Origin of the sequence: Azospirillum halopraeferens DSM 3675, from assembly GCF_000429625.1 — a bacterium.
Classification (GTDB): domain Bacteria; phylum Pseudomonadota; class Alphaproteobacteria; order Azospirillales; family Azospirillaceae; genus Azospirillum; species Azospirillum halopraeferens.
Genome location: NZ_AUCF01000016.1, coordinates 100,636 through 127,142 on the forward strand (window position 1 = coordinate 100,636; position 26,507 = coordinate 127,142).

Below are 26,507 nucleotides of genomic sequence, written 5' to 3' on the forward strand. Positions count from 1 at the left end.
ACCCAGAATGGCGCGACGCAAAGAGCCGGTTATCCCCGACGCGATCCTCGACCAACTGCTGGCGGGGGCGGATGCCAAGACGGCGTTCGAGCAGAACGGCTTGCTCGACCAGTTGAAGGAGGCGCTGACGGAGCGGGCGCTGAAGGCGGAACTGGATCATCACCTGGCCGGTGACGAGAGCGGCAACCGTCGCAACGGCTACGGCCGCAAGACGGTGCTGACCGAGGGCGGGTCGATGGACCTGTCCATCCCACGCGACCGGACGGGAACGTTCGATCCGGCGCTGATCGCCAAGTACCAGCGCCGCTTCCCCGGCTTCGACGAGAAGATCATCTCGATGTACGCGCGGGGTATGTCGACGCGGGAGATCACGGGGCACCTGCGGGAGCTCTATGGCATCGAGGTCTCGGCCGACCTGATCTCCACGGTGACGGACGCGGTGATCGAGGAGGTGACGACGTGGCAGAACCGGCCCCTGGAGGCGATCTACCCGCTGGTGTTCCTGGATGCCATCCGGGTCAAGATCCGGGACGAGGGCCTGGTGCGCAACAAGGCCATCCATGTGGCGATCGGCGTGCGGGCCGACGGCACCAAGGAGGTGCTGGGCCTGTGGATCGAACAGAACGAAGGCGCCAAGTTCTGGCTGCGCGTTCTCAATGAGCTGAAGAACCGGGGCGTGGAGGACATCCTGCTGGCCGTGGTCGACGGGCTGAAGGGCTTTCCCGAAGCGATCGCCGCCGCCTATCCCGAGACGATCGTCCAAACCTGCATCGTCCACCTGCTGCGCCACAGCATGGAGTTCGCGTCCTGGAAGGACCGCAAGGCCATCGCCGCCGCGCTGAAGACGGTCTACGACGCCGTCGATGACAAGGCCGCCGAGGTGGCCCTGAGCGCCTTCGAAGACGGTCCCTGGGGCGAAAAATACGCGGCCATCGGCAAGGCGTGGCGCCGGGCGTGGCAGGAGGTCATCCCCTTCTTCGCCTTCCCCCGCGAGGTTCGACGTATCCTCTACACCACCAACGCCATCGAGGCCTTGAACTCCAAGCTGCGTCGGGCGGTGCGGGCCAGGGGGCATTTCCCCAACGACGAGGCCGCCCTGAAGCTCCTGTTTCTCGTCTTGAACCGCGCCGAGAAAGACTGGAAGATGCCGCCGCGGGAATGGACGGCCGCCAAGGCACAGATGGCCGTCATCTTCGGCGAGCGGTTCGCAAAGGCGATGACCGCCTGAAAATGAAATCCGCCCCGCCGAGCACGAAATTCCGGATAGGCCCACCGCACGGGATTCCCGGAGGTCCCGTTGCCTGAGACCATGGGGGAGACATCACCGAAATCCGCCCCCGACGCGTGACGATCATCCGCGCCGTCCCCGCGCGCATCGCCAGGCGCCTGTCCATCTGACGGGACGCCCCCCGCGCCTCAGGCGGCGCGGGGACGGCGGACGCCGGCGGCGGCGGGGTCGGTGGCGGGGCGGCGCATCGCCAGGGCGCGCGCCTGGTCGATCATCTGCACCAGGATGTCGCGAAACTCCTGCGCCGCCAGGTCGCTCCACTCCGGCGTCGCGTCCGGAAAGGTCATGCGGTCGGCCGCCGCTCCGAACAGGCTCAGCCACTCGTCCGCCTTGCCGGCCGGGTCGCCCGTGGCGAGGAACCGCTCTTCCATCAACTTGACCAGCAGCGCCCGCAGGGCCAGCAGGTTGACGTGCAGCAGCATGTTGCCGGTCATCGCCTCGTGGTCGTCGGTCACCATCATCCGGTTCCTTCGGTTGCGTGTCTCACCGTGTCACGGACGGCACCCCGAAAGCTGGCGCGGAAAATGTCCCGCGCACCCCGTTAAAAAAGTGCGCCAGCTTTTCCGGCCCGGTGCGTGAAACGCTTCGGAACATGGGGCAAAGGCGCAGCCGCAGCCCCCCGCCAGCCGACACACCGTCCCGGCGACGCGCAGGCCCTGCCCTGCGCGAACGGGACGCTGCACCCCGGAGACCATCCATGCAGGTCGACAACAACACCGCCACGACGCAGACGGCGTCCTCGACGAAAAGCTCATCGGCGTCCCTGGCCGAGAACTATCAGTCGTTCCTGACCCTGCTTCTCAAGCAGCTCGAGGTCCAGGATCCCACCAACCCGGTCGACGCCTCCCAGTACACCAGCCAACTCGTCCAGCTCGCATCCCTGGAACAGGACGTCGCCAACGGCAAGAAGCTCGACAGCCTCAACTCCGCGGTCTCCCGGATCGGGTCCGGCATCGCCGCCATCGGCTATCTCGGCCGCACCATCGAAGCGAAAGGCGACACCACCGCCCTGCAGAACGGCTCCGCCACCTGGGTCTATGAGCTGGATTCCGCCGCCGCGTCGGTGTCGCTGACGGTCACCGACGCGAACGGGACGGTGGTCTACCGCGCCGACGGGGAGACCGCGCAGGGCAGCCACACGCTGACCTGGGACGGCACCGGCAGCGACGGCACCAAACACTCCTCCGGAGCCTACACGCTGACCGTGACGGCGCGCGACGCCTCCGGAGCGACGATCGGCACCGAGACCCGCATCAAGGGGACCGTGACCTCGGTCGACACTTCCGGCTCCGCCACCACGCTCAGCGTCGGCGGCGTCGATGTCCGCATCGACGACGTCGTTTCGCTGTCCTGATCCCTCCGGCCTGCAACGGGTGCGACCATGAGCATTTCCAGCGCTCTCTACACCGCCACCTCCGGCCTGATGGCCCAGGGCAAGGCGCTCAGCTCGATCTCCGGCAACATCGCCAACTCCTCGACGGTCGGTTTCAAGGGCACCGGCACCAACTTCACCTCCTATCTCAACAAGACGACGTCGGTCGACACCCAGACCGGCGGCGTCCTGGCCTCCAACTACCGCAACATAGGCCGTCAGGGCGACATCCAGTCGAGTTCGACCACCTCGAACCTGGCGATCAGTGGCGACGGATTCTTCGTGGTGTCGAACTCCTCCGCCAACGGCGGGGTGATGTACACCCGCAACGGCTCCTTCACCCCCGACGCCAACGGCTATCTGACCAACAGCGACGGCGTCTATCTCTACGGCTGGGCGCTGGACGAAAACGGCAAGGTCATTGCCGGCAACAAGGGGTCGGTCGACAGCCTGACGGCGGTCAAGGTCACGGGCATCACGGGAACGCCCAAAGCGACCACCGAGATGGCGATCGACGGCAATCTGCCGTCCGACGCCGACGCCGGCGACAGCTTCACCTACGACGTGGAGATGTTCGACTCGCTGGGCAACAGCCACGCGGTCACCCTGACCTGGACGAAGACCGGGGAGAATTCCTGGTCGCTGAGCGCCAACGACCCGACCAAACCCACCGATTCCACGGTCACCACCGGCACCATCGGCGGCTTCCCCGTGGACATCACGTTCAACGCCGACGGTTCGCTCGCCACCATGGATCCCGACCCGCCGACGATCACGGTGACGGGATGGACGACCGGCGCCGGCGACAGCACCGTCACCCTCGACCTCGGCACCGCCGGACGCGCCGATGGATTGACCCAGTACGCGTCGGGCGCCTCCAAGCCGGCGCTGGACCTGGAGAACCGGCAGAACGGCTACAAGCCCGGCACCTTCTCCGGCACCCGGATCGACGAGAACGGAATCGTCCGGGCGGTGTTCGACAACGGCGAGAGCCGGGCGATCTATCAGATTCCCATCGCCACCTTTCCCAATCCAAACGGCCTGGACAGCGAAACCGGCAACCTCTTCAAGGCCACCGCCGAGGCCGGCGCCTACCAGCTCCGCACCGCCGGCGACGGCAAGGCCGGCTCCATCACCGCCAGCGCCCTGGAAAGCTCCACGGTCGAACTGACCGACGAGTTCAGCCGGATGATCGTCGCCCAGCAGGCCTACACCGCCGCCTCCAAGGTGGTGACGACCTCCCAGGAGATGATCGACACCCTGCTCGCCACGAAGCGGTGAGGTCCGGGCGATGGACACCCCCTCTGCCGACCCTGCCGATGCCGAACGGCGCCTGATGGGCGAGCTGCGGCGCCTGGAGGACCGGGTCGCCCGCCACCTCCGCGGCACCGCCGCGCCCCCGGCCGAGCGCCTGGCCCTGATCGACGATCTGCTGGATCTGCGCGGCCGGCTGCTGGCCGAGCACGGCGCGGTGGGGGCGCGGCTGCGCCGCACCGCCGCGGCCGGAGCCGCGGCCGTCGTCTACGGCCGCACCGGCAGCCTGCGGCGCTGATACCCCAACCACGGAAAGGACACGCCATGGCACCGACGCTGCGTCCCCGGATTCCCGACACCCTGCGCCCGGATCCCGTCGCGGAGATCGCCGATTTCGTCGCCCGCCTTGCCGACGACGCCGGGCGCGCCGCCCGCGCCGCGGCCGAGGGGCGGGCGCGCGACGCCCTGCTGGCGGCGGGCTCCATGCAGATGCTGCTGCGCGCCCGGGGCGACGCGCTGCGCGAGGCGCTGAGCGCCGGCCGCAGCGCCCGCGTCCCGCCCGACGTGCGCGCCGCCGTACAGGCCGCCACGCTGGCCGCCGCATCCGGTCCGCTGGCCGGCACCGCGCGGTCGGTGTGCACGCTCGCCGCCGCGGCGCGGGTGGCGCAGGCGCACCGTGACGCCATCGGCGAGGCGTTGCGTGCCCGGGCGCCGGCCCGGTCCGCCCTGCGGATCACCGTCTGATACCGACGGCATCAGAATGATGCCGTCGGTATCACCCTATCGATCAATGCAAAGCATTGATCTGTCGGGTCTCACGGCCGGAAACCAATGGAACGGATCTTTTTCCGGCCGTCTGAAGGAAGGATTACCGCCATGTCCCTGCGCATTGCCGGCAGCATCGCCAACGCGGCGCTGCGGGCCAACGAGGTGGGCCTGTCGGTCGCCTCGGCGAACGTCGCCAACGTCGACACCGAGGGGTACACCCGCAAGACGGCCACCGTGGCCGCCCGCGGCACGGGCAACGGGGTGTCGTCGGTGGACGTCACCGGCATCGGCAGCACGATCGACCTGCAGCTCATGAAGACGCTGGTGGCCGCCAGGACCGGCCTCGGCGCCGCGCAGACCACCGGCGAGTGGCTGGACCGGCTGCAATCGTCCCTCGGCACCGTCGATTCCGGCACCGGGACGGCGGCGATGATCGACACCCTGGCGAACGCGCTCGCCACCTTCGCCACCTCGCCGGAAAGCGGCAGCGCCAAAGCGGTGGTCGTTCAGGATCTGGCGAATGTGGCGGCATCCCTGCGCTCCGCCTCGGCCACGGTCCAATCGATGCGCGATCAGGTCGACAACGAGATCGCCACCACCGTGGAGGCGGTGAACCGGAACCTGGACACCATTGCCGACCTCAACGACCGGATCGTCAAAGCCAAAGCCCTGGGCAAGGACACCGCCGACCTGGAAGACAGGCGCAATCTGGCGCTGCAGGATCTCGCCGGCCACCTGGACATCCGTTATCAGACCGATGCCAACGGACAGGTGCGCATCGCCACCGCGTCGGGAACGGCGCTGCTGGACTCCTCCGTCCACCGGCTGTCCTACACGCCGGCGGCGTCGGTCGGCCCCGGAACCACCTTCAGCCCCATCACCGTCGACGGCAAGGACGCCACCGCGGCGATCCGGTCCGGCACGCTGGGGGCGCTGATCACCCTGCGGGACGAGACCCTGCCGGCACAGCAGGCGAGCCTCGACACCCTGGCGCTGGCGCTGAAGGACACGCTCAACGACATCCACAACCGGGGAACCGCGGTGCCGGCGCCGCAGACCCTGACGGGCACCCGCACGGTCACCGCCGGCGACGCCCTGTCGGCCTCCGGCACGTTGCGCGTCGCGGTGACCGGAGCCAACGGCACCGCCGTGTCCGTGCAGGACTTCGATCTGTCCGGCTTCGCCACCGTGCAGGACGCCATCGACGCCCTCGACGCGGTGCCCGGCCTGTCCGCCTCCCTGTCGGCCGACGGCAAGCTGGTGCTCACCGCCGACGACGCCGCGAACGGGGTGGCGCTCGCCGGGATCGACGATGCGGTCGGCCCCGGCGGCAAGGGATTCTCCGCCTGGTTCGGGATGAACGATCTGCTGGCCGGCAGCGGCGCCGGCGATCTGAACGTGTCCGCCGCCATCGCCGCCGACAGCAGCCGGCTGGCGGCGGGTACCCTGTCCACGGACGCCGGCCTGACGGCGGGGAGCACCGCGCTCGCCAGGGGTGACGCCACCATCGCGCAGGCGCTGAGTGCGGCGTTCTCCGGGACCGTCGATTTTCCCGCCGCCGGCGGCCTGCCGGCGCGCACCACCGGGTTCGCCGGCTACGCCGGCGCCATCGTCCAGGGCATCGCCACCGCCGCCGCCGGCGCCGCGTCGAGCCTGGAGGCGCAGAGCGCCTACACCGACGGGCTGGCCGGCCGGCTCGCCTCGCAAAGCGGCGTCAACCTCAACGAGGAGCTTGCCGCCATCCAATCCCTGCAAACGGCCTACCAGGCCGCTGCGGCGGTCATGCAGGCGGTGCGGGACATGTTCGACACCGCGCTCGGCACGGTGCGATAGGAGGACACCATGGAACGGGTTGCCACCGCCCATCACCAGTCCCAGCTCGTCCGGTACATGCTGAAGGCGGAGGCCAACACCGCCACCGCTCAGGTGCAGGCGGCAACGGGCCTGAAATCCACCGATTACAAGGGGATCGCCGACGACAGCGGCCGCCTGATCAACCTGGAGAGCTATTACCGCCGTTCCGAACGGTACGTGGACGAGGGCGAGGTGGTCAACGGCCGCATCCAGGCCATGCACAGTGCGGTCGGCGGCATGATCGACCTCACCAACCGGGTCGAGGCCCTGGTCACCAGCCTGCAAGGAGCCGCGGGCAAGGGGGCCGAGGGCATCCGCAGTGAGGCGGCCGCCCTGCTGGAGGAGTTCGCCGCCCTGCTCAACACCCAACTGGAAGGCCGCTACCTGTTCGCCGGTGCCGTCACCGACCGCGCGCCGGTCAGCGTGAACGGCACCGTCTATCCCCCGCCCCCCAGCCCGTCGAGCCCCGACACCGGCTATTACTCCGGCGACGGCACCATCGCCCTGTTCCGCGCCTCCGACGACCTGATCCTCGAATACGGGGTAACGGCCGACAACCCGGCCATCGAGAAGGCGCTGCGCGCCATCAACCTGCTCGCCACCATGCCGACGGACCCGATCGACACCGACCGGGTGAACGAGGCGGCGGAGCTGGCGGACGCGGCGTCCGACGCGCTGACGGTGGTGCAGACGCGCCTGGGTGCCACGTCGGCGACGCTGGAACGCACCATCGACCGTCATCTGGAGGAACAGCTCGTCCTGGAAACCCGGGTGGACGACGTGCGCGCCATCGACCTGGCCGAGGCGGCGACCCGCGCGTCGCAGCTCCGGACCTCGCTTGAGGCAACCCTGAGCCTGATCCGCACCCTGGAGACGACGAATCTGCTGAAGTACCTCTGATACGGCCGGAAAAAACCGCGCCAGCTTTCCCCCGTCCGTCCGTGGAAACAGCAAGGGCCGGCTTCGTCGACCCTTCCGCCGCCGGGCCGGCCCCGCGGCCGGCCCGCCCATCCAGGAGACTGAAATCATGCCCGTCATCTCGACCAACACGGCGGCCAATTCGGCCCTGCGCTATCTCAACATCAATTCCGAGAACCAGGCGAATTCGGTGTCGAAGATCGCCAGCGGTTCGCGCATCACCAAGGCGTCGGACGATGCGGCCGGCCTGGCGGTCGGCACCTCGCTGATCTCCGACGTGACGGTGCTGAAACAGGCGGCAACCAACGCGTCCCACGGGTCCTCGATCCTTCAGACCGCCGACGGCGGCATGTCGCGGATCTCCGACATCGTGCAGCGCATGCGTTCGCTCGCCACCCAGGCCATGTCGGGGGCGGTGACCGACACCGAGCGCGGCTATCTGAACGCCGAGTTCCAGCAGCTCATCGAAGAAATCAGCGGCATCGCCAGCGGCACCCGCTTCAACGACGACCCGCTGCTCGACGGCACCGGCAACTGGGCGACCGGCATCGACTTCCGGGTGGGAACGGAGGCGACCGACGTCATCACCGTCTCCATCGCCGACGTCAGCGCCACCGGCCTCGCCATCAATGCGCTGGACGTCACCACCGCCGCCACGGCCGGCGCCGCCCTGACCGCCCTGGACACGGCGGTGGAGACCCTGTCGAACTCCCGGGCCCAGGTGGGCGCCCTGATCTCGCGCTTCGAATTCCGCGGCGCCATGCTCGCCACCACCATCGAGAACACCGAGGCGGCGCAGTCGGCGATCATGGACGTGGACGTCGCCGCGGAGCAGGCGAAGCTGGCGTCCACCAAGGTGCTGACCCAGGCGGCCATCGCCGTCCTCTCCCAGGCCAACGAGATGCCGCAGAACCTTTTGTCGCTGCTGCGGTAATCCGCTGCCGGCTTCCTCCCCCGGCCATGTCCGGGGGAGCCACCCACCGACCGGGGGCGTCGCACCATGACGGAGATCTCGACCAACTACACCGCTTCCACCGGGACGTCGGCGCTGACGGCGTCGAACTCGGGCACCGGCATCGACTATTCCGCGCTGATTGAAGCCGCGGTGGCGAAGCGGCTGATGCCGGCCGACCGCATCGACAGCCGGATCACGGCGAATGAGACGAAGATCTCCGCCTACAGCGACCTGATGGCCAAACTTCAGGCGATGAACGGGGCGATCGACGGGCTGCGCAACCGCACCGCCTCCTCCGGCGCCACAAACAATCTGTTCGACCTGCGCGCGGCCTACCTGTCGAACACGTCGGCCATGGCGGTGACCGTGGCGCCCGGCACCGAGACCGGGGTCCACGCGGTGGAGGTGGTGCAGCTCGCTACCCGCCACAAGGTCGCCGCCACCGCGATGCCGAGCCGGACCGATGCGCTGGGCCTGACGGGTCCGTTCACGCTGGGCGTGGAGGGCGGCACCGCGGTGACCATCACGGTCGATGCGGGCATGTCGCTGACCGACCTGCGCGATGCCATCAACGCGCAGAAGGGGACCGCCGGCGTCACCGCCAGCATCGTCAACGTCACCGGGAACGAATTCCGGCTGATCCTGACCGCCAACGACTCCGGCAAGCCGATCGCGGCGAGCGATGGCGGCGGCGGTGTGCTCACCGGCCTCGGCCTCATCGGCGACGACGGCACGTTCACCGACGAACTGACGGCGGCACAGAATGCCGTCATCCGCATCGACGGGGTGGAGGTCACGCGCAGCACCAACACCATCACCGATGCCCTGGAAGGGATCACCATCGATCTCTACGCCGCCACGCCGGGCGAGACGATCACGGTGGAGGTGTCGGAGGACCTGGCGTCGATCAAGGCCGCCATCACCGGCTTCGTCGACGCCTACAACGACTATCGCGCTTTCGTCGTCGCCCAGCAGGCAACCACCTCCCGTGGCACCCGCAGCGACGAAGCCGTCCTGTTTTCCGACAGCCTGCTGCGCCAGATCAACAGCGCCGTGTACGACGTCCTCAACACCTCCGTGACGACCGCGGACGGCGCGCTCTCGCTCGCCGGCCTCGGCATCCGGTTCAGGAACGACAACACGCTGACCATCGACGAGACCGCGCTCAACGCCGCCCTGACCGGCAACATCGACGGGGTGCGCCAACTGCTGGGGCTGGAGATGACCGGCTCCTCCGCCGACATCCGGCTGCTGCGCTACGACAAGGCCCTCGGCCGGTCGGCCTTCACCCTGGACATCACCATGAACGAGGACGGCACGATCGCCTCGGCCACGGTCGACGGTGACGACTCCCTGTTCCGCGTCAGCGGCAACCGCATCATCGGCAACGACGGCACCGCCGTCGCCGGCCTGGTGCTGGTCTACAGCGGCACCGGGGGCAGCGTCGACCTCTCGTTCTCACAGGGGCTCGCCGATCGCCTCTACACGGCGCTGGCCGGGTACGCCGACGAGCGCACCGGAACCATCGCCACGGTGATCGGCCAGATGCAGACCGACAACGCGTCGATGCAGACCCGCTCCGACACCATCCGCAGCAGCGCCGAGACCTACCGCGCCCATCTGACCTCCTACTACGCCCGTCTGGAAGCGGCGGCCGAACAGGCGGCGCTGTTGCTCAGACAGCTCACCTACAAGACCGGCAACGACGACTGATACGGCCGGGACATGATCCGTTCCATTGGTTTGCGGCCGTGAAACCCGACAGATCAATGCCGTGGCATCGGCCGACAGGGTCATGCCGTTATTGAAGGACCAGCGCCATGACGCACCCCACTGCGACCCTGACCCGGGCGCTCGCCGCCTACGCCACCGCCAACAGCACGGCCATCCCGCCGCTGGTTGCCGTCGTGCGCCTCTACGAACGGGCATTGACCCATTTCCACCTGGCGCGCGACGCCGCGCGCGAGGGCCGCTTCGACGCCCACCACAACGCCGTCGATCGCGCCGTCATCATTCTGGCGGGGCTTGATTCCATCCTGGATCCGGTCAAAGGTGGAGACGTTGCACGGACGTTGCGGGACTTCTACCGATCCCTGATCCGGCAGGCCGGCATCGCCGCCGCCCGACGGGATCCGGTGGCCGCGACCGAGGCCATCATCGGCCAGCTCGCCGTCATGGCGAAGGCATGGCAGACCATCGCCGCAGAACGCGGCGGGTCCAACGCCAGCACCGGGGCTCCGGCCAAAGGGCCGCACGCATCCGGGATCGGGAGATCCATGGATCATGCGCGCGGAGGGATGTTTGGCTGAGACCGGGTGCGTCGATGCGACGGCGCCGGACTCCCGCAGCAGCGGCGTTGCCGGGGAAGAGACCGACGAGGTCCTGATGGCGCGCATCCGCGCCGGCGACCGGGCGGCCTACCGCGTTCTCGTGCAACGCCACCTCAGGCGCACCTACGTGCTGGCGCGCCGCATGTCCGGCAGCGACAGCGAGGCCGAGGACATCGTGCAGGACGCCCTGTTGCAGGTCTGGCAGCGGCGCGCCCATTGGACCGACGAGGGGGCCCGCTTCACCACCTGGCTCTACCGGGTGGTGGTGAACCGCTGCGTCGATTACCGCCGCCGCCCGGCCGGCGAGGATCTGGATGCGGTGGACGAACGGGCGGACGGGGCGCCCGATGCGGTCAGCACCATCCAGCGCCGCCAGGTCGCGGCGCGCCTGCGGGACGCCCGAGAGAAGCTGCCGGCGCAGCAGCGCGCGGCGCTGGCCCTGTTCTATTACGAGGGCCTGAGCAACGCCGAGGTCGCATCCGTTATGCAAATCAGCGTGACTGCGGTAGAGTCGCTTCTGAAGCGCGCCCGCCAGCAGCTCCGCATCCTGCTGCGGGCCAGCGCCGCCGCCGCCAGGGACAGCTTCGATGACGGATGACGAGTTTCGCGCGCTGCTCGACCGCCACGGCGGCGATCCGGAACGCTGGCCGCGCCCGACGCTGGGGCAGGCGCGCCGCCTGCTGGCCCGATCGCCCGTCGCCCGGGCGATGCTGGACGAGATGGTGGCGATCGAACTGGCCCTTGCGGAATCGGACTGCGAGCCCGCCGCCGATCTCGCCGACCGGATCTTCGACGCCGCTTTCGGCACCGACGCCGCGCCCGGCGACGGCGTTGCCGGAACACCGGAACACCGCCGCGACGTCATGTGATTCCCGCGTCAATGGGGCTTCGACACGCCCGGCGTGGCACGGCGGCCGGCGGTTTGCCGGCGGGCCGGGGCGGGTGCCGCGGCCGCGGCGGAGCGGGCGAGCGCGACCGCGCGGCCCAGCTCCCGCGCGATGCGGGCGAGCGCGTCCGCCGGGCACGCGCCGGGCCGCGGGGTGAAGACGCGCATGGTGGGGTAGCGGAGGCCGGCGTCCCTGCCCGGCCGGTCGCGCTCTCCGAAGCGCCACACCGGAACGCCCAGGGCACCGGCCAGCTCCGCCACCGAGTTGGCGGGAGCGATCACCAGGTCCAGGTTGGCGACCAGCGCCGCCGTGTTCTCCACGTCGCTTGCCAGGTCGAGCCGGCACATCTGGTAGATCGGCGTGCCGTACCGGCCTTCCGCCCGCTCGATCTCGGCGTCGCAGTCGTCGTGCTGCAGGTTCACGAAGGTGACGCCCGGCACCGTCAGCACCGGCCCCCACGCCTCCGGCGCCACACAGTTCCATTGGCGGGCCGGCGTCATGAAGCGGCTGCGCCAGGCGATGCCGACCCGCAGCCCGTCGGCCAGACCGTCGACCCGTATGCGCCAGTCCAACAGGCGACCGCCGTCCGGGAACAGCCACGACGACCGCGGCGGGAACGCCGGCAGGACCGGCCGCAGCAGCCCCGGCAGCGATCCCGCGGGGATGTGGACGTCGCATTCCACCCCCTCGATGACGGGACGGCCCCGCACGGGCTGCTCGGCCCGCACCACGGCGCGGGGGAAGGAGCGGGAAAACAGCGGCACCAGGCGGCGGTCGCATTCGATGATCACCTGCGCCGCCCGGCGGATGGCGTCGGCGTAGCAGGAGGCGGACAGGAACTCGTCCCCCGCCCCCTGTTCGCGCCAGATGAACAGCCGTTTGCCCTCCAGGGGCTCGCCCGCCCATTGCGGAATGGCGAAGCGCCGTTGCCGCCCGGCGCGGCCGATCTCGAAGCGGCGGTCGCAGGTCTGCCAGCCGCCCGCCATGGGACCGTCGGTCCCGGATCCGTCCGCGGTGTTCATGAACCGGTTGCGTCCTTCCGTTGGGAATCCGGCCGTTGAGAATCCGGCCGTTGGGAACCGGGGGCAAGGGGCCGGCGGAGTCCGCCGTCCGGCCCCTCGCGGTCCGATGACCGGTTTGACGCGTCGCCGGCCGGAGTCCAGCGCTCGCATGAAAGAAAAATTCCGACAATAAGTCGAAAATTTTCGCCGTGGGGCGCTGGAAGTGCGCCGGCGGGGCGTATCATGGGGACACACCCCGCGGCGGCCCGGCCCGCCCGGCGGAGACACCGGGCACAAGGGACGTCGCGTGAAGGGGTTCGACGAGGCGGACGATGAAACGCTGATGGCCGGGACGGCCGCCGGCGACCGGGCGTCATACGATGCGCTGGTGCGCCGTCACCTGCGCCGCAGTCTGGCGCTGGCGCGGCGCATCGTCGCCAGCGACGCCGACGCGGAGGAGGTGGTCCAGGACGCCTTTCTGCGGATTTGGACGCACGCCGACCGCTGGCGGGGCGACGGCACGCGGTTTACGACGTGGCTTTACCGCATCGTCGTCAACCGTGCCATCGACCAGCGGCGCCGGCGGAACTTCCGGCCCCTCGAAGAGGCCGCGGAGGTGCCGGACCCCGCCGCCGCCGCCGACACCGCCATCGCCGCACGCGAGATGGCGGCGGCAGTCGATGCCGCCATCGCCGCCCTTCCCGAACGCCAGAGGGCGGCACTGAGCCTGTGCTATTATCAGGGGATGAGTTGCGCGCAAGCATCGGAGGTTCTTCAGGTTTCGATACCGGCAATGGAAAGCCTGCTGGTCCGGGCGCGACGGATGGTCCGTTCCCGGCTTCACTTCATGAACCGTCAGAAGGACGGCGACCCGACATGACACTCAAAGAGTTCAATCACTGCGCCGACCTCTACGGCGGCGCCATCGACCGCTGGCCGGCGCCGCACCGCGGCGAGGCCATGTCCCTGCTCCGGACCTCGGACGAGGCCCGCGCCATCCTGGCGGAAGCCGTGGCGCTCGATACCCTTCTCGACCGGGCCGCACCCGTGATGGCGCAGGCAAGCGAACGGCGCGTGCTCGACGCCATCGCCCGGCACATCGACGGGCCCCCGCCGTCACCGGGGATCACCTTGTTCGCGGCCGCCGCCCCGGTGCGCTTCTGGCCGGCGGCGGGACTGCTGGCGATCATGGCGATGGCCGGGATCGCCGCCACCAGCCAGGGTCTCTGGCCGGCGCAGACGGCGTGCGCCGTCTCCGGCTGGGACATCGTGGTGACCAGCGGCTACACCGAGATGATGCGATGATCCGGCCGACCGTCCGGTGCCGCTGGCCATGGTATCTGCTGGTTGCCTCGCTGGGGCTCAACATGTTCTTCGGCGTCGTCCTCGCCGCTCGGGCATGGCACCATCGGCCGCCGCCCTCCCCCGAGCATCGCTTCGAGCAGTTCATCGAGCGCGCGTCGGGCGTTCTGGGACCGGCGGACGCCGAACTGCTGCGTGAAGCCTTCGCCACCGAGCGTGCCAGCCTGGCGGCGATACACGCCAACATCGAGGTGCTGCGCCTCAAGCTGCGCGAGAGCCTCACCGCCGATACCTTCGACGCCGACGCGCTGGCGCGCACCTTCGACCGGACCCGGACGATGGAACTGGACCTGCGCCGTCGGGTGGACGCGCGGGTGGTCGAAACCCTGAACCGCCTGTCCGACGAGGGCCGCCACCGCCTCGCGGATCTCGGCCGGTGAGAGGAGCGTCGAGCATGCCCGCGATCCCGCGGACAGGGGCGGTGTCGGTGGAACCCGGAAGCGGCGCGTCGACCCGGATGCCGCGGCGGATGTCGTCGAGCGCCGCCCCGCTATCGCCTGACTGACGCGGAGAGGGACACGCGCTGCTCGTGAAGCAGGCAGCACTGACCGAGCGCTCGGCGGCGCGGGTGGAAGGCTCTCGACGGCATCACCGGGTACGGCCGGCTGCTCGTCCCGGCCATCCGATCAAGGAGAGGCTTCCACAATTGAATGCGACGTGGAGGCTGCCGTACCGCGCCACCGCCCCGTCCACGAACCGCCGGAGGTCGGATTCCCGCCGGACGCCCGCCCGATCGCGGAGGTGCCGCCGGCGCCTGATCGCTCATCCACGGCTTCGCCCATCGGCTGCCGGACGGCAAGGTCGGGCCGTCGGCCTTCCCGGCCTCCGGACGAGCGGTCCGATGCCGCCGGGTCACTCCCGGCCGGCGGCGGGCAGCCGGATCGTCACGGCGGTGCCGCCGCCGTCACGGTCGTCCAGGGACAGGCTGCCGCCGTGGCGGACGACGATGGCCCTGGCCAGGTACAGGCCGAGCCCGGTCCCCGGCACCGCCGTGACGTTCGACGCGCGGAAATAGCGCCGGAACAGGTTCTCCCGATCCGCCGCGGGAACGCCGCAGCCGCGGTCGAGGATGCGCACCTCCAGGCGGTCGGGAGCGCCGCCGATCTTCACCTCGATGGGCGATGGCGGCGGCGAGTATTTGGCCGCGTTGTCGAGCACGGCGCTGAACACCATGCGCAGCATCGTCGCGTCACCGTCAATGCTCGGCGGCGGCGTCCCGATCCGCACGCGGATGGTCCGGGCGTGCAGCAGGCGATGGTGCTGCACCACATCCTCGATCATGGCCATCGGGTCGAAGGGGGCTGTGTGCAGGACCAGCCCCGTTTCGTCCAGCCGGTCCTCGGCGAAGCACGCGTCGATGAGCCCCAGCAGCCGGCGCACGTTGGCCCGGATGTTGTCGAGCCGGCGCCGGGCATCATCGGCCAACGGCTGCACCAGCAGCGGAAGGACCTGCGCCGCGCCGTCGATCACCGCCAGGGGCGTCTTGAACTCGTGCGCGGCCATGCGGATGAACTGCCGCAGCCGCTGGCGCGCCGCCTGCTCGGCGACCAGCGCTTCCTCGGTGCGGGCGTTGGCTTCGGTCAGTTCGCGGGTGCGGCGGGCGACCAGGGTTTCCAGGCGGACGCGCATCTGGTCGGCCACCGCCAGCGCGAAGCCGATCAGCAGGGTGGCGAGGCCCATGGTAAACAGCTCGCGCACCCATCCCCGCCACGGCAGCAACTCCGGCGCCCACCGGTTGAAGGCCACCAGGTGCAGCGAGGTCAGCACCAGGAACGGCCCCATGGCCAGCAGCAGCGACCCGCGTTCCCGCCCGCCGACGCCGCGCTGCAAAAGCATGAGCCAGAGCGAGATCGCCGCCACGGCGAAGAACGTGACGGTGAGGCCGGTCAGCAGGCGGTGCGGCAGCATCACCATCAGGGCGAGGTTGGCGGCGGTCATCGCCGCCACCACACGATGGAGCCGGCGGTGAACCACCGGACGATGCTCGGGCAGATCGAGATAGGTGGCAACGAACAGAGGCAGGCAGTACAAGCCGAGGACGCCGCCGCCTTCGAGAATCCACCAGTCGGCATTGTCGGCCCAGGACAGGCCGTAGGCGCGGTTGAGCCCGGAGCCGAAGACGGACGTCGCCAGGATGCCGAGGGCGGCGCCGAAGGCGTAGCCGTACAGCCGGATGCGCAGCAACAGCCAGTGCGCCCCGAACAGCAGCGCCACGCTGGCCATCGATCCGGCCAGTGGGGCATGCATGCGGAGCATCTCCGCCTCATGCCGCATCTGGGCCAGGGCCGTGCGCAGAACCGGCGTCATCACCAGGGCGAAGCGCGACCGGATGGACAGGTACAGGGTCATCTCTCGGCCCGCGAAGGGGGTCAGGTCCACCCGGTCCTGGATCTCCCCCGCCGGCACGGCGTCGACGGCGAGCCCCCGCACCGCGTGCAGCAGCACCGCGCCGTCGTCGCCGACCAGGTGGATGTCCGCGCGCGCGATCAGCAGGGTTTCGATGGCCAGCAGCCAGCGGTCGGCTGCCGCGGCGTCGCGCAGGTCGAGACGGACTCGCCCCCACAGGGCGCCGGTCGTCTGGCCGAACGACGAGGGTCCTTCGGCCAGCGGGCGGAACCCACCGCCGCCGCCCCGTTCCGGCGCGACGTCGTCAAGGGACAGCACCCCGTCGGGGTCGAACAGCACCTCCAGGGCGGGGACCAGGGCCACCACGTCCGTCGCTCCCGGTCCGGCCGCGACCGTCACGGCGGCGGCGGCGGCAGGACGGGACCACAGGCCGGAGACCGCAATCAGGAATATGGCAACGAGGACGGCAATCTTCACGCGAACCTTCCCACGGGACCCGGTCGGCCGCAGGAGAAGAAGTCAATCCCGACCTTCGGTCAAGTGTCAGGACACCGGCGTTTCAAAGCGTTTCAATAACGCGAAAATATCGCTTTGACGAAAGCGGTCGCCATGGCCCATACGTCGGAGAGAGCGGTGGGAACCGGGAACGGGCGGAGCAACCATGGCGCGGATCGCCGTCGTCGAGGATGAAGCAGCGCTGCGGGAAGATCTGGCCCTGTACCTGCAGGCCGAGGGGCACGAAGTGCACCAGGCGGGGTGCGGCGCCGATCTCGATACCGTGCTCGCCGAAGGCGCCGACATTGTCGTGCTGGACGTCAACCTGCCGGGGGAGTCCGGGTTCGAGATCGCCGCGCGCCTGCGCGCCACCTCCGATCTCGGCATCATCATGCTGACGGCCCGCCGCATGGAGGATGACCGGTTGACCGGGCTGGATGCCGGGGCGGACATCTACCTGTCGAAGCCCGTGAGCTTCCGTGAACTGGCAGCCCATGTCCGCGCCCTCGGTCGCCGTTTGGGGTCCGTGCCGGTCGCGGAATCCGGTGCGGTGCCGCCACCGTGCTGGCGGCTGGACCGGACGGGCTGGTCCCTGGTGGCGCCCTCGGGCACCACCATCCGCCTGACCAAGCTGGAGATGCGCTTCCTGCTGCGTCTGGCCGACAGCCCGGAGACGCCGGTGGACCGCCACACCCTGTCCCTCGCCGTTTACGGCACGTCCCTGGACCACGACAGCCGGGCCCTGGATGCGCTGGTGCGCCGCCTGAAGACCAAGGTCGAGCGGGCGTGCGGCACCGCCCTGCCGGTGCAGGCCCTGTACGCCTCCGGCTATGTGTTCTCCGCGATCCTGCTGCCGTAGCCCGTTACCGGCATCAGGCCAGGGGGTGCGGGTTGGGGTCGCCGAATTCGGCGACCAACTGCTGATAGGCCTCTGCCCGGGCCCGCTCGTAGCGGCGGTCGAGCTGGCGGCGCGAAACGCCGGCCGGCTCCAGGTGCCGGTGCAGGTCGTCGAGCAGCGCCCCGTCGGCGGTGGTCGCCACCGCCTCGGCCAGAGTACCGGGATCGGGCGCGCCGCCCCCGGCGGGAAGCCGGGACCGCGCCCAATCGGCCAGCAGGCGCATGGTGCGCGCCCGGTGGCGGAACCGGAACGCGTCAAGCCGGGCGCACTCGTGCTCCTGCTTTTTCAGCAGCGCCCCGTGAAGATCGAACATGGGCCGGCTCGTGTCGTCGTGTTCGGTCCCGACAGTATCCCGTGAGCGAGAGGGCGCCGTCAATCCGACGTCGTATGATGCGGCTTCCGGCAGATCCGCAGGATCTGTTGGAAGCCGTCGAACCCGACAGATGAAGGCCGCCGGCCTTCATTGAAAGGGGCATACGGTAGAAGTCTTCAGGGGGAAACCGTATGACGCGAGGGCTCGCCCCCTCCCCCGGAGCCGGGCGTCAGGCTTCGACGAGGACGTCGAAACCGCCGAAGATCACCCGCTTCCCGTCGAAGGGCATGGGGTTGACGTCGGCCCGGACACGCGGATCGGCCATTACCGTCTTCATGCCCTCGTCGCGGACGGCGCGGGACGGCCAAAGGACCCATGAGAAGATGACCGTCTCGTCGTCGCGCCGCTTCACCGCCATGGGAAAGGACGTGATCTCGCCCTCCGGTACGTCGTCCCCCCAGCACTCGACCACCTGAAGGGCGCCATTCTCCCGGAACACGGCGGCCGCGGCTTCGGCGTGCCGGCGGAACGCCTCCCGGTTGGCCGTGGGAACGGCGGCGACGAATCCATCAATGTAAGCCATGGCGTGCTCTCCCTCTCCGGCTGCCGCCCCGCAGCGGAGCGGTCGGCTTATAGGTTGATATCAACGCATTTGCCGCCGATCAACCGCCGTCGCCCTCATGGAAGGGCGGCGGACACGGGCTGGCCGGTGAACGGGTTCCAGCCGCGCGCGGCCAGCGCCGCCCAGGCGGTGGCCCCCAGGTGAGGCCAGCGGTGATAGTGGAAGTCGTCGGTGGTGCTGTCCGGCCCGATGGCGAGTCCGGTGGTGATGCGCGGCCGGTCCGCCGCCCACACATAGCCGCCGGGACTGACGTGTGCCGCCACCAGCCGCAGCCGACGGTCCGCCTCGGCCGCGCGTCCCAGCATCCGGTAGACCAGCGCCGCCTGCGCCGTGCCTTCCAGCCAGACACCGTCGCGGTCGTCGTTGAAGTCGAAGCCGTCGCCCACCCCATGGGCGCGCTCGGCATGGTCCATGGCCCGCCGCCACGCCGCCGGGGCGTCGCGAAGCAGCAGCGGCCAGAGCTGGGCATCCAGCCCCGATGCCGCATGGCTGACCGTCACCCCGTCGGGGGCCGTGCCGATGGGAAAGCCCCCCTCGCCGGCCCGCCACACCGCATCGAGGAAGGAGCGCGCCTCCGCCTCCCGCTCCGTCCAGGGGCCGGGGTGGCCGGTGCGGGCCAGCCAGCCGAAAACGGCGGCCGCGTCGGCGTTGTGCTCGGTCGATTTCCAGGTGAGCGGCCGGGCCGACCCGTCGAAGCCGTGCAGGCCGCCGATGAAGCCACCGGGCCCGCGCGGGTCGCGGGCGTTGGCGGCGATCCAGCCGGCCAGCCGGGCGGCGCCCTCCAGGAACGCGGTGTCGCCGGTGCCCTCGTGCAGGGTCAACAGGGCCAGAGCCGCCCAGGCGACGTTGCCGGTGGCGGTGCCCACCTGGTAGGGGTCCTCCGCCCAGCGGTTCGCCGCGGCGTCCCACCACCCCATGGGCGGAACCGGCCGGTCCGGCTGGGGTCCGGCGCGGTAGGCGTTGCGCAGACGGCCGGTCTCCCCGGTGCGATCATCCGTCGCGGCGGCCAGCAAGGCGGCGCCGATCCGCACCGCCGCCGCCGGTCGCTCACAGGCGACCAGGGCGATCGCCGCCAGGGCGTTGTCGTAGCTGAAGGCGGCCGAGCGCAGGGCCGGCTCGCCCGGTTCCCCCTGCCCATCCGGTCCGTCGAAGCTGCGCAGGAAGACCGGCCCGTCGCCGGGGGCGCCGTCCACCCGCGCCGCCAGCGCGGCGCAGGTCTGCTCCGCAAGCGGTGACCCGGCGCCCGGCAGCCCGTCTGCCGCCACCGCGGACCCCGCTGCACCGGCAAGGATCAGGGCGACAACCGCCGGACGACCGAACCGCGTCCATCCGCCCGTCCGCCGCCGACCCTTTCCTTGCGCACTCCTCACGTTCCTTCCCCCTGTTTCCCGCCACCCGGCCTGCCGAAGATGGGCCGGGCCGGGCAGCGCGTCGAGGGGGGTGCGCCCGATCAGGCGGCGCGGACGTGCCTCAGGAACTCCGCCACCTGCTGGCGCAGGGTGTCGAACTGCTCCGACACGCGGCGGCTGGTGTCCAGCAGATCCTTGGCCATCTGGCTGGCGTCCACCACCTCATCGGTCACCAGGCCGATGTTGCTGGCGACCGCCTGGGTTCCCGTTGCGGCCGTGCTGGCCGCCCGGGAAATCTCCTGGGTGGCAATGCTCTGCTCCTCCACCGCGGCGGCGATGCCGGTGGCAATCTCCCGGGCGCCCTCGGCGACCTTGGAGATGTACTTGATCTCCTCCACCGCGCGCTGGGTGGCTTCCTGGACGCCGTTGATCTGAAGGGTGATGTCCTCGGTCGCCTTGGCGGTCTGGTTGGCGAGCTGCTTGACCTCGCTGGCCACCACGGCGAACCCCTTGCCGGCGTCGCCGGCCCGCGCCGCCTCGATGGTGGCGTTCAGGGCCAGCAGATTGGTCTTGCTGGCGATGTCGTTGATCAGCTTGACGATGTGGCCGATGCGCAGAGCCTGGCTGGCGAGCGCCTCGATGGTGTGGCTGGTCTGGTCGGCGGCGTTGGCGGTGTCGCGGGCCCCCTCGACCGACTGGTTGAGGCGCTGGGCGATCTCCGACGTGGTGGCCGACAGCTCCTCGGTGGCCGAGGCGATGCTGCCCACGCTTTGCAGGGTGTGACTGGTGTCGCTGGCGATCTCCACGGCGCCCTTCTCGGCCTGCGCGATGCGGCCGGCCATCAGGCGGGCGGATTCACCCATCTCGCCCGCCGACATCAGCGCCTTGTCGACCAGGCCGGAGACGTTCGCCTCGAACTCCCCGGCCAGGCGGGTGATGAGCGCCTTGCGCTTGGCCTCGGCCTCGGCCTCCATGCGCTCCCGCTCGGCGTCGAGCTGGCGCACCTTGGCGGTGCTGTCACGGAACACCTCGACGGCGCGGGCGATGGTGCCGATCTCGTCCGTGCGCCGCAGGCACGACAGGTGGATGTTCAGGTCGTTGTCGGAAATGCGCTGCATGGCGTCCGAGATCTCGCGGGTCGGCGCGATGATCAGGGAGCGGATCACCAGGAACAGCACCGCCACCAGAACCGCCACCACGCCGATCGAGATCATGACCGAGGTGCGGGTGTTGGCGGCGATCTGCTCCATGATGGCCAGCCGGCTCCAGGCGGCGGCGACGTAGCCCACCCGTTCGTTCTGTGCGCCGGAGGTGACCGCGGCCATCACCAGCGTCTGCGTGTCGGAGGTTTGGACGACGCTGCCCGTTTCGGCCTGCGCCAGGCTCTCTTGCGCAAAGCGCGTGATCACCGCATCGTCCAGGCCGTCGCGGACATAGGAATTGAGGAGCTTGCCCGACTTGTCGAAGACCAGCACGGCGTCGAGTCCGGCGTCCGCATCGCGGGCCAGCCCGTCATAGGCGCCCCGGATGGATTCGACGCGCGCGTAACGCACCGCGGCCGACATGTTGTCGCCCAGCAGCTTCGTCACCCGGGTGAACCCCTGGTCGAACGCGCGCAGCGCGATGTCGCGCGCCTGCATCGACTGATAGGTGATGAGGCCGCCCAGGCCCAGCGCCAGCAGGATCACGACGCAGGCGATGATCTTCTGATTGATGCTCCGCATGAGGAACGAACCCCGGGGGGCCGCTCCCGCCATATCACCGACCGACATCTGGAGATTCCTCTTCCCATCGGGACGCCGCCGTCACCGCGGCACCGGGCGCCACACTTCAAGCCATGGCGTGCCGCAGACGCCGCAACCATGTCACCTCGCATCCGCGACCGGGAGCCACCCCGGGCGGATCGGCGTGCCCGCCCCCCGCGGGGAAGCGGGCACGCCACCGGATCAGTTCATGCCGTAGGCCTGGACCAGCTTCTCGAAGGTGCCGTCCTGCTCCAGGACCTGCAGCGCGCCTTGCCAGTCGTCGGGGTTGAGGGACGACTGCTTGTTGGCCGCGAGATAGGCCGCCGCGACCTCCTGGACCTCACCCACGGTGAGCGCGCCGTCGCCGCCGACCGCCTTCCAGTCCGCCTTGGCGAACGGGTTGGGCTGGTAGACCGCGTCGACCTTGCCGTCCTTGAGGGCCTGCATCAGTTCGCGCGAGGACTTGATCTCGACGATGTTGGTGAATTCCTTGGCCTTCAGGAAGGTGAGCGAGGCGCTCGCCTCCGTGGTGCCGACCGCCTTCAGCGCCTTGGCCGCCTCGACCGTGTTCACCGCCGGCGAGCCGGGACGGGTGACGAACGAGCGGTTCATGTCGAACACCTTGGCGAGCCAGAGGTACTTGTCCTCCCGCTGCGGCGTGCGCGTCATCGGGAAGATGATGGTGCCGGGCTTGCCGTCGGCGATCTTCACCGCCTCGCTCCACGCCATGAACTGGATCGGCGCGCTGATGCCCTGGAGCTTCAGCATCTCGGCGACGACGTCGTGGATCAGGCCCTTCCGGTCGGGCGACGACTCGTCGGTCAGCGGGGCGAAGCTCGCCGTGACCGCCTGGGTCACCTGGGCGGCCGCCGGCTGCACGCCGAACGCGCCGGCCAGGAGCACCCCGGCGGCCACGAGTCGGGCGGCGGCGCCGAACGCCGATGCCAACGGATTCCGTTCCTTGCTGCTGAACATTCTTGTTCCTCACTTGACCAAAGGTTGTAATCGACGCGTAACTAACCTTCCGATACAGGCCTGCCGAAGGAAACTGGGACGGATTGACGCACCTATGACGGGCTTTTTATCCGACATACCGCGCTATGCATTGGCGGCTATGCGGAAATGCTATACTGACACGCTAGGCGCGTCAAACATGGTCGTGCCATGAGCGCAATGGTCACAGTCCGCGAGTGCCATTCATAAATAATTCATGGTTTGGCAACCATAAGGGGGATGCGTGCGCACTGCCACCACCACTGCGGTGACGGACCAGCCGGGGGGCGCCGTCGCCACCCTGATCCGGATGCTTCTGCTGGGCCTTACACTGCTGGCGTTCACGGCGCTGGTCGTCCCGGCGTGGAGCGGCCCGCTGGGCGATGCGGCCTCGGTGCTTCTGGCGCTGTTCGTTCCGCCGGCGGTGCTGCGGGCGCGGCGGGCGACGCGCGTCCTCTTCTCCGTGCTGGCCCTGGCGGTGGCGGGGGTGAGCCTGCACATCGGCACGCTGGCCCCGGTGTGGCAGGGGCTGCACAACGCCATGCTGCTGGGCGCCTTCCTGTGCGTGCTCCAGCTTCTGCGCACGGTGACCCACGCCGGCCCGGCGATCGGCGAGGTGCGCAGCCGCCTGGCCCGGCTGAAGAACCGGCAGGCCGGAGCCGGATTCGCGGTCGGGGCGTTCGGGCTGGGCTGCTTCCTGTCGTTCGGCGCGCACGCCGTGCTGGCGCCGCTGCTGGCCTCCGATGCCGACGAGCGGCGCCGGCGGGACGCCGCACTGGCTTCCATCCGGGGCATCAGCTTCGCGGCGTTCTGGTCGCCCTTCTTCGTCGGGGTCGCGTTCGTGACGCACCGGATGAGCGACGTGCCGACGGCGACGGTGATTGCGCTGGGGCTCGCCTGCGCCGCGGCGGCGCTGGCCGGCGACCTGGCCCTGTCGGGCACCGGACCGCGCGGTTTGGTGCGCATCCTGCACAGCCTGTTGCCGCTGCTGCCGGTATCGGCGGCCATCGCCGCCCTGTTCGCCGCGATCATCGCCGTGACGGGCATGAGCGCCATGGGTGCGGTCGTCGTCGGGGTGCCGCTGGTCGCCGCCGCGCTCATCGCGTTGCGCGGGATCCGGCAGGCGCCGGCCATCCTGCGCACCAGCGTGGCCGGGATCGTCTACGGCAGCGACGAGCTGCTGCTGGTGGTGGGGGCCAACGTGTTCGCGGCGGTGCTGACCGGGCTGCCCGGCTTCGTCGCCGCCGTCACCCCGCTGTTGCAGGGGCTCTCCGCCTTTCCCCTGCTGCTGGCGGCGATCGGCATCATGCTGGCGGCGGGGGCCGCCGGGTTCCACCCCGCCATCTCCGCCGCGGTGCTGCTCGGCGTCTTCGACAGCCTGCCGGGAGCGGTGGACCGCCTGGCGCTCGCCCAGGCGCTGATCATCGGCTGGAGCCTGGCGGTGACCATCTCGCCCGTGGGCGTCACGGTGATGGTGGCGGGCCAGATGTTCGCGGTGCCCTACCCCCGCCTGCTGCTCAGCCGCAACCTGACGGGAGCCCTGGCGGTGGGCGTGCTCAGCGCCGCCGGGCTGGCGCTGCTGCACATGGTGCGCAGCGGCGCCCTCCTCCTCCCCTGACCGTCCGGCGCCGGGAGGAGGGCGTCCCGCCCTCCCCTACGCCGCGACGGCGGCCGGGGCGGCAACCGGGGAGGTGGCGGGCAGGCCGACCAGCAGGCGGGCGAGCACGGCGCCCACCTCTCCCGGCCCGGCACGGGTGGTGTCGACCACCGCGGAGCGTTCGGGCGCCAGCGTGCGCAGCACCGCCACCGTGCGGTCGGGGTCGTAGTTGCGCCGCTCCGCCGCGATGATGGCGAACTTGGCGCGCACCTCGGCGGCGTCCAGCCGGCCGGCGGCCACCTCGACGCGCAGCCGCTCCACGTCGGCGGGCGACAGGATGCCGTCGGGGTCTGCCAGCTCCAGCTCCGCGGCACCGGCCGGTGCCGCGGCGCCGGTCGGCGCGACGCTGTCGAAGGCGTCGCCGCGGCCCAGCAGGCGCATCATGCGCACCGGGTCGGGCGCCGTCAGGGCCAGGAAGCGGGCGCGCGGCAGCAGTGCCACGGCGTGGGCGACCTCCGCCTCGCCGCGCAACCCGTCGAAGACCAGCGGCCGGGCGCAGCGCGGCCCGTCGGCGGCCAGCTCGCCCAGCACGGCGGCCATGCCGCCGGGGACGTCGCGGGTGAAGGCGCGGGTGATGGCGAAGCGCTGTACCCGGTCGGCCACCGGCCCGCCGGCGTAGCGCGGGATGATGACGCGGTCGGTCACCACGCGGCGGTCGGGCAGCAGGGTGTACTCCACCCCGCGCGCGTCGAGCGCGGCCAGGGCGGTCGACTTGCCGGCACCGGTGACACCGACCAGGACCAGCACGTCGGCGTCGGCCAGGGACCGCCATCCCGCGGGCAGCGGCGCGCCGTGGGCGATGCCGGGAGCGATGGCGGTGAAGGGATGCGGGGCCGGAGCGGTCATGCCGCGGCCCTCCGGTCGGCGGCGGCGGCGATCAGCGCGTCCACGTCGTCGTTGGAGACGCGGCGTCGGGAGGCGATCTCCTTCAGCCGGGCGGTGATCTCCTTCAGCGCCTCGGGCGCCAGCTCGTAGCCGAGCTGATCGGCCCGCGCCCGCAGCACGTTCCGGCCCACCAGCGCGTGGGCGACCATCACGGTGCGGTCGCGCCCGAAGTCGGTGGGGTCCAGCACCTCGTAGGTGCGGGGGTTGGCCAGGATCGCCTTGCTGTGCACGCCGGCCTTGTGGGTGAAGGCGCTGGATCCGACGACACAGTGGTCGAAGGGGATCTCGATGCCGGCCCGGGCGGCGACCGCCTCGGCCAGCGGCATCAGGGCGGGCAGGTCGAACCGCTCGCGCGTCGCCTCGGGGTCCTGCGCGTACATGGCGGCCACCAGCGCCTCCAGAGGCGTGATGCCGTTGCGCTCGCCCAGGCCGAGCACGCAGGTGTCGATGTGGGTGGCACCGCCCAGCACCGCCATCCAGGCGTTGGCCGTGGCGCAGCCGGTGTCGTTGTGGCCGTGGAACTCGATGCCCACGTCGGGACCCAGCAGGCGGCGGACCTTGGCCACCGTCTCCATGACCTGGAGCGGGCTGGCGGCGCCGACCGTGTCGGCGATTCCGAAGCGGTCGAACAGGCCGGTGGCGGCCAGCGGGCGGTAGATGTCCAGCAGCTCGTCCAGCGGGCTGCGGAAAGCGTCCTCGCAGGAGAAGCGGATGATGGCGTCCGGAACGGCGGCGCGGATCATGGTGGCGACCTCGGTCGCCCGGGCGACGATCTCCTCCACCCCGCGGCCGTGGCTGGAGGCGCGCAGGATCGGCGACGACGCCATGAACAGGTGGAAGGCCGTGATGCCCGCATCGATCGCCAGCCGGACGTCGTCGGGGTGGCAGCGCAGGTGGGCCGCGATGCGGGCCCGCAGCCCCATAGCCACCAGCGCCTCGCAGGCGCGGCGCGACTCGGAACTGACGGCCGGCGACGTTACCTCAATGAAATCGACGCCGAACCGGTCGAGCGCCGCGGCGATCTCGACGCGGTCGGCCAGCGTGAAATGGCTGTGCTCGAACTGCTCACCTTCCCGCAGGGTGGAATCAACAATCAGGCAATGATTCAACGACATCGTACGGCTTCCTCGTTGGCGGTACGTCGGGACGAGCGGCCGGGTTCCGGCCGACCGAAATCGCCGAGCGTTATTGGGTCTGAAACGAAGTTGACGGCGG

At 70.3% G+C, this 26,507-nt stretch carries 27 protein-coding genes; 17 read left to right on the forward strand and 10 right to left on the reverse strand.

Annotated elements, in window-relative coordinates; genetic code table 11:
* The first annotated feature begins 7 nt into the window (after positions 1-7).
* Entirely contained in the window at positions 8-1,228 is a 1,221-nt protein-coding gene (locus tag G472_RS0116545) for an IS256 family transposase (RefSeq protein WP_029009292.1), read from the forward strand.
* Positions 1,229-1,416: 188 nt separating this feature from the next.
* Here the strand turns inward: G472_RS0116545 and G472_RS0116550 are convergent, their stop codons facing one another.
* Positions 1,417-1,746: a hypothetical protein gene (locus G472_RS0116550; RefSeq protein WP_084536707.1), complete on the reverse strand. Its 330-nt coding sequence runs from the start codon at positions 1,744-1,746 to the stop codon at positions 1,417-1,419.
* A 239-nt stretch (positions 1,747-1,985) separates the two neighbouring features.
* On the opposite strand from G472_RS0116550, the gene G472_RS0116555 reads away from it, so the two are divergent.
* From G472_RS0116555 to G472_RS0116605, 11 genes are all read left to right on the forward strand, one after another.
* Positions 1,986-2,642 carry a flagellar hook assembly protein FlgD gene (locus tag G472_RS0116555; protein ID WP_029009294.1) on the forward strand — a complete coding sequence of 219 codons (657 nt, stop codon included), beginning with the start codon at positions 1,986-1,988 and terminating at the stop codon, positions 2,640-2,642.
* 27 nt (positions 2,643-2,669) lie between these two features.
* Positions 2,670-3,941 carry a flagellar hook protein FlgE gene (gene flgE / locus G472_RS0116560; protein ID WP_029009295.1) on the forward strand — a complete coding sequence of 424 codons (1,272 nt, stop codon included), beginning with the start codon at positions 2,670-2,672 and terminating at the stop codon, positions 3,939-3,941.
* 10 nt (positions 3,942-3,951) lie between these two features.
* Positions 3,952-4,212: a hypothetical protein gene (locus tag G472_RS0116565; protein ID WP_029009296.1), complete on the forward strand. Its 261-nt coding sequence runs from the start codon at positions 3,952-3,954 to the stop codon at positions 4,210-4,212.
* A 26-nt stretch (positions 4,213-4,238) separates the two neighbouring features.
* Positions 4,239-4,658, forward strand: coding sequence for a hypothetical protein (locus G472_RS0116570; protein ID WP_029009297.1), 420 nt, complete (start codon positions 4,239-4,241; stop codon positions 4,656-4,658).
* 132 nt (positions 4,659-4,790) lie between these two features.
* The gene (flgK, locus tag G472_RS0116575; protein ID WP_029009298.1) at positions 4,791-6,515 is read left to right on the forward strand and encodes a flagellar hook-associated protein FlgK; all 1,725 of its coding nucleotides are present in this window, start codon (positions 4,791-4,793) and stop codon (positions 6,513-6,515) included.
* A 9-nt stretch (positions 6,516-6,524) separates the two neighbouring features.
* Positions 6,525-7,436, forward strand: coding sequence for a flagellin (locus tag G472_RS0116580; RefSeq protein WP_029009299.1), 912 nt, complete (start codon positions 6,525-6,527; stop codon positions 7,434-7,436).
* A 127-nt stretch (positions 7,437-7,563) separates the two neighbouring features.
* Positions 7,564-8,388 (forward strand): flagellin, encoded by an 825-nt coding sequence (locus G472_RS0116585; protein WP_029009300.1) that lies wholly within the window; start codon positions 7,564-7,566, stop codon positions 8,386-8,388.
* 66 nt (positions 8,389-8,454) lie between these two features.
* Positions 8,455-10,122, forward strand: coding sequence for a flagellar filament capping protein FliD (fliD, locus tag G472_RS0116590; protein ID WP_029009301.1), 1,668 nt, complete (start codon positions 8,455-8,457; stop codon positions 10,120-10,122).
* A gap of 107 nt (positions 10,123-10,229) precedes the next feature.
* On the forward strand, positions 10,230-10,718 hold the full coding sequence (locus G472_RS0116595) for a flagellar export chaperone FliS (protein WP_029009302.1): 489 nt from the start codon (positions 10,230-10,232) through the stop codon (positions 10,716-10,718).
* Positions 10,711-11,337, forward strand: coding sequence for a sigma-70 family RNA polymerase sigma factor (locus G472_RS33690; RefSeq protein ID WP_245593512.1), 627 nt, complete (start codon positions 10,711-10,713; stop codon positions 11,335-11,337). The genes G472_RS0116595 and G472_RS33690 overlap by 8 nt, the downstream gene beginning before the upstream one ends.
* Positions 11,327-11,608: a hypothetical protein gene (locus G472_RS0116605; RefSeq protein WP_029009303.1), complete on the forward strand. Its 282-nt coding sequence runs from the start codon at positions 11,327-11,329 to the stop codon at positions 11,606-11,608. Before G472_RS33690 ends, G472_RS0116605 begins: the two co-directional genes overlap by 11 nt.
* Positions 11,609-11,616: 8 nt before the next feature.
* On the opposite strand, the gene G472_RS0116610 is transcribed toward G472_RS0116605, so the two are convergent.
* Complete coding sequence (locus G472_RS0116610; protein ID WP_029009304.1) at positions 11,617-12,648, reverse strand: hypothetical protein; 1,032 nt, start codon at positions 12,646-12,648, stop codon at positions 11,617-11,619.
* Between the two features lie 286 nt (positions 12,649-12,934).
* On the opposite strand from G472_RS0116610, the gene G472_RS0116615 reads away from it, so the two are divergent.
* From G472_RS0116615 to G472_RS0116625, 3 genes are read left to right on the forward strand one after another with little or no spacing between them, the layout of a single operon-like run.
* On the forward strand, positions 12,935-13,507 hold the full coding sequence (locus tag G472_RS0116615; protein ID WP_029009305.1) for an RNA polymerase sigma factor: 573 nt from the start codon (positions 12,935-12,937) through the stop codon (positions 13,505-13,507).
* A complete protein-coding gene (locus G472_RS33695; RefSeq protein WP_035692712.1) occupies positions 13,504-13,932 on the forward strand; it encodes a hypothetical protein in 429 nt (142 codons plus the stop codon). The genes G472_RS0116615 and G472_RS33695 overlap by 4 nt, the downstream gene beginning before the upstream one ends.
* Complete coding sequence (locus G472_RS0116625; protein ID WP_029009306.1) at positions 13,929-14,369, forward strand: periplasmic heavy metal sensor; 441 nt, start codon at positions 13,929-13,931, stop codon at positions 14,367-14,369. The genes G472_RS33695 and G472_RS0116625 overlap by 4 nt, the downstream gene beginning before the upstream one ends.
* 472 nt (positions 14,370-14,841) lie before the next feature.
* On the opposite strand, the gene G472_RS37290 is transcribed toward G472_RS0116625, so the two are convergent.
* Positions 14,842-16,812, reverse strand: coding sequence for a sensor histidine kinase (locus tag G472_RS37290; protein WP_029009307.1), 1,971 nt, complete (start codon positions 16,810-16,812; stop codon positions 14,842-14,844).
* Between the two features lie 184 nt (positions 16,813-16,996).
* Between G472_RS37290 and G472_RS0116635 the strand changes: the two genes are divergently transcribed.
* On the forward strand, positions 16,997-17,689 hold the full coding sequence (locus tag G472_RS0116635; RefSeq protein ID WP_029009308.1) for a response regulator transcription factor: 693 nt from the start codon (positions 16,997-16,999) through the stop codon (positions 17,687-17,689).
* A gap of 13 nt (positions 17,690-17,702) precedes the next feature.
* Here the strand turns inward: G472_RS0116635 and G472_RS0116640 are convergent, their stop codons facing one another.
* The 5 genes from G472_RS0116640 to G472_RS0116660 form a co-directional block, all read right to left on the reverse strand.
* Positions 17,703-18,041, reverse strand: coding sequence for a hypothetical protein (locus G472_RS0116640; protein WP_029009309.1), 339 nt, complete (start codon positions 18,039-18,041; stop codon positions 17,703-17,705).
* Between the two features lie 229 nt (positions 18,042-18,270).
* The gene (locus G472_RS0116645) at positions 18,271-18,624 is read right to left on the reverse strand and encodes a DUF1428 domain-containing protein (protein WP_029009310.1); all 354 of its coding nucleotides are present in this window, start codon (positions 18,622-18,624) and stop codon (positions 18,271-18,273) included.
* A gap of 95 nt (positions 18,625-18,719) precedes the next feature.
* Positions 18,720-19,928, reverse strand: a complete 1,209-nt coding sequence (locus tag G472_RS33705) for a hypothetical protein (protein WP_245593513.1) — start codon at positions 19,926-19,928, stop codon at positions 18,720-18,722.
* Positions 19,929-20,113: 185 nt separating this feature from the next.
* Positions 20,114-21,736 (reverse strand): methyl-accepting chemotaxis protein, encoded by a 1,623-nt coding sequence (locus tag G472_RS33710; protein WP_169732822.1) that lies wholly within the window; start codon positions 21,734-21,736, stop codon positions 20,114-20,116.
* Between the two features lie 222 nt (positions 21,737-21,958).
* Complete coding sequence (locus tag G472_RS0116660) at positions 21,959-22,732, reverse strand: substrate-binding periplasmic protein (RefSeq protein ID WP_029009311.1); 774 nt, start codon at positions 22,730-22,732, stop codon at positions 21,959-21,961.
* A gap of 262 nt (positions 22,733-22,994) precedes the next feature.
* Between G472_RS0116660 and G472_RS0116665 the strand changes: the two genes are divergently transcribed.
* Positions 22,995-24,368 (forward strand): hypothetical protein, encoded by a 1,374-nt coding sequence (locus G472_RS0116665; protein ID WP_156927143.1) that lies wholly within the window; start codon positions 22,995-22,997, stop codon positions 24,366-24,368.
* Positions 24,369-24,404: 36 nt separating this feature from the next.
* Here G472_RS0116665 and G472_RS33715 read toward each other — a convergent pair whose 3' ends face one another.
* Together G472_RS33715 and G472_RS0116675 are read right to left on the reverse strand one after the other, a co-directional pair.
* A complete protein-coding gene (locus tag G472_RS33715; protein WP_084536703.1) occupies positions 24,405-25,253 on the reverse strand; it encodes a DEAD/DEAH box helicase family protein in 849 nt (282 codons plus the stop codon).
* Positions 25,250-26,407, reverse strand: a complete 1,158-nt coding sequence (locus G472_RS0116675; protein ID WP_029009313.1) for a homocitrate synthase — start codon at positions 26,405-26,407, stop codon at positions 25,250-25,252. The genes G472_RS33715 and G472_RS0116675 overlap by 4 nt, the downstream gene beginning before the upstream one ends.
* Positions 26,408-26,507 lie beyond the last annotated feature (100 nt).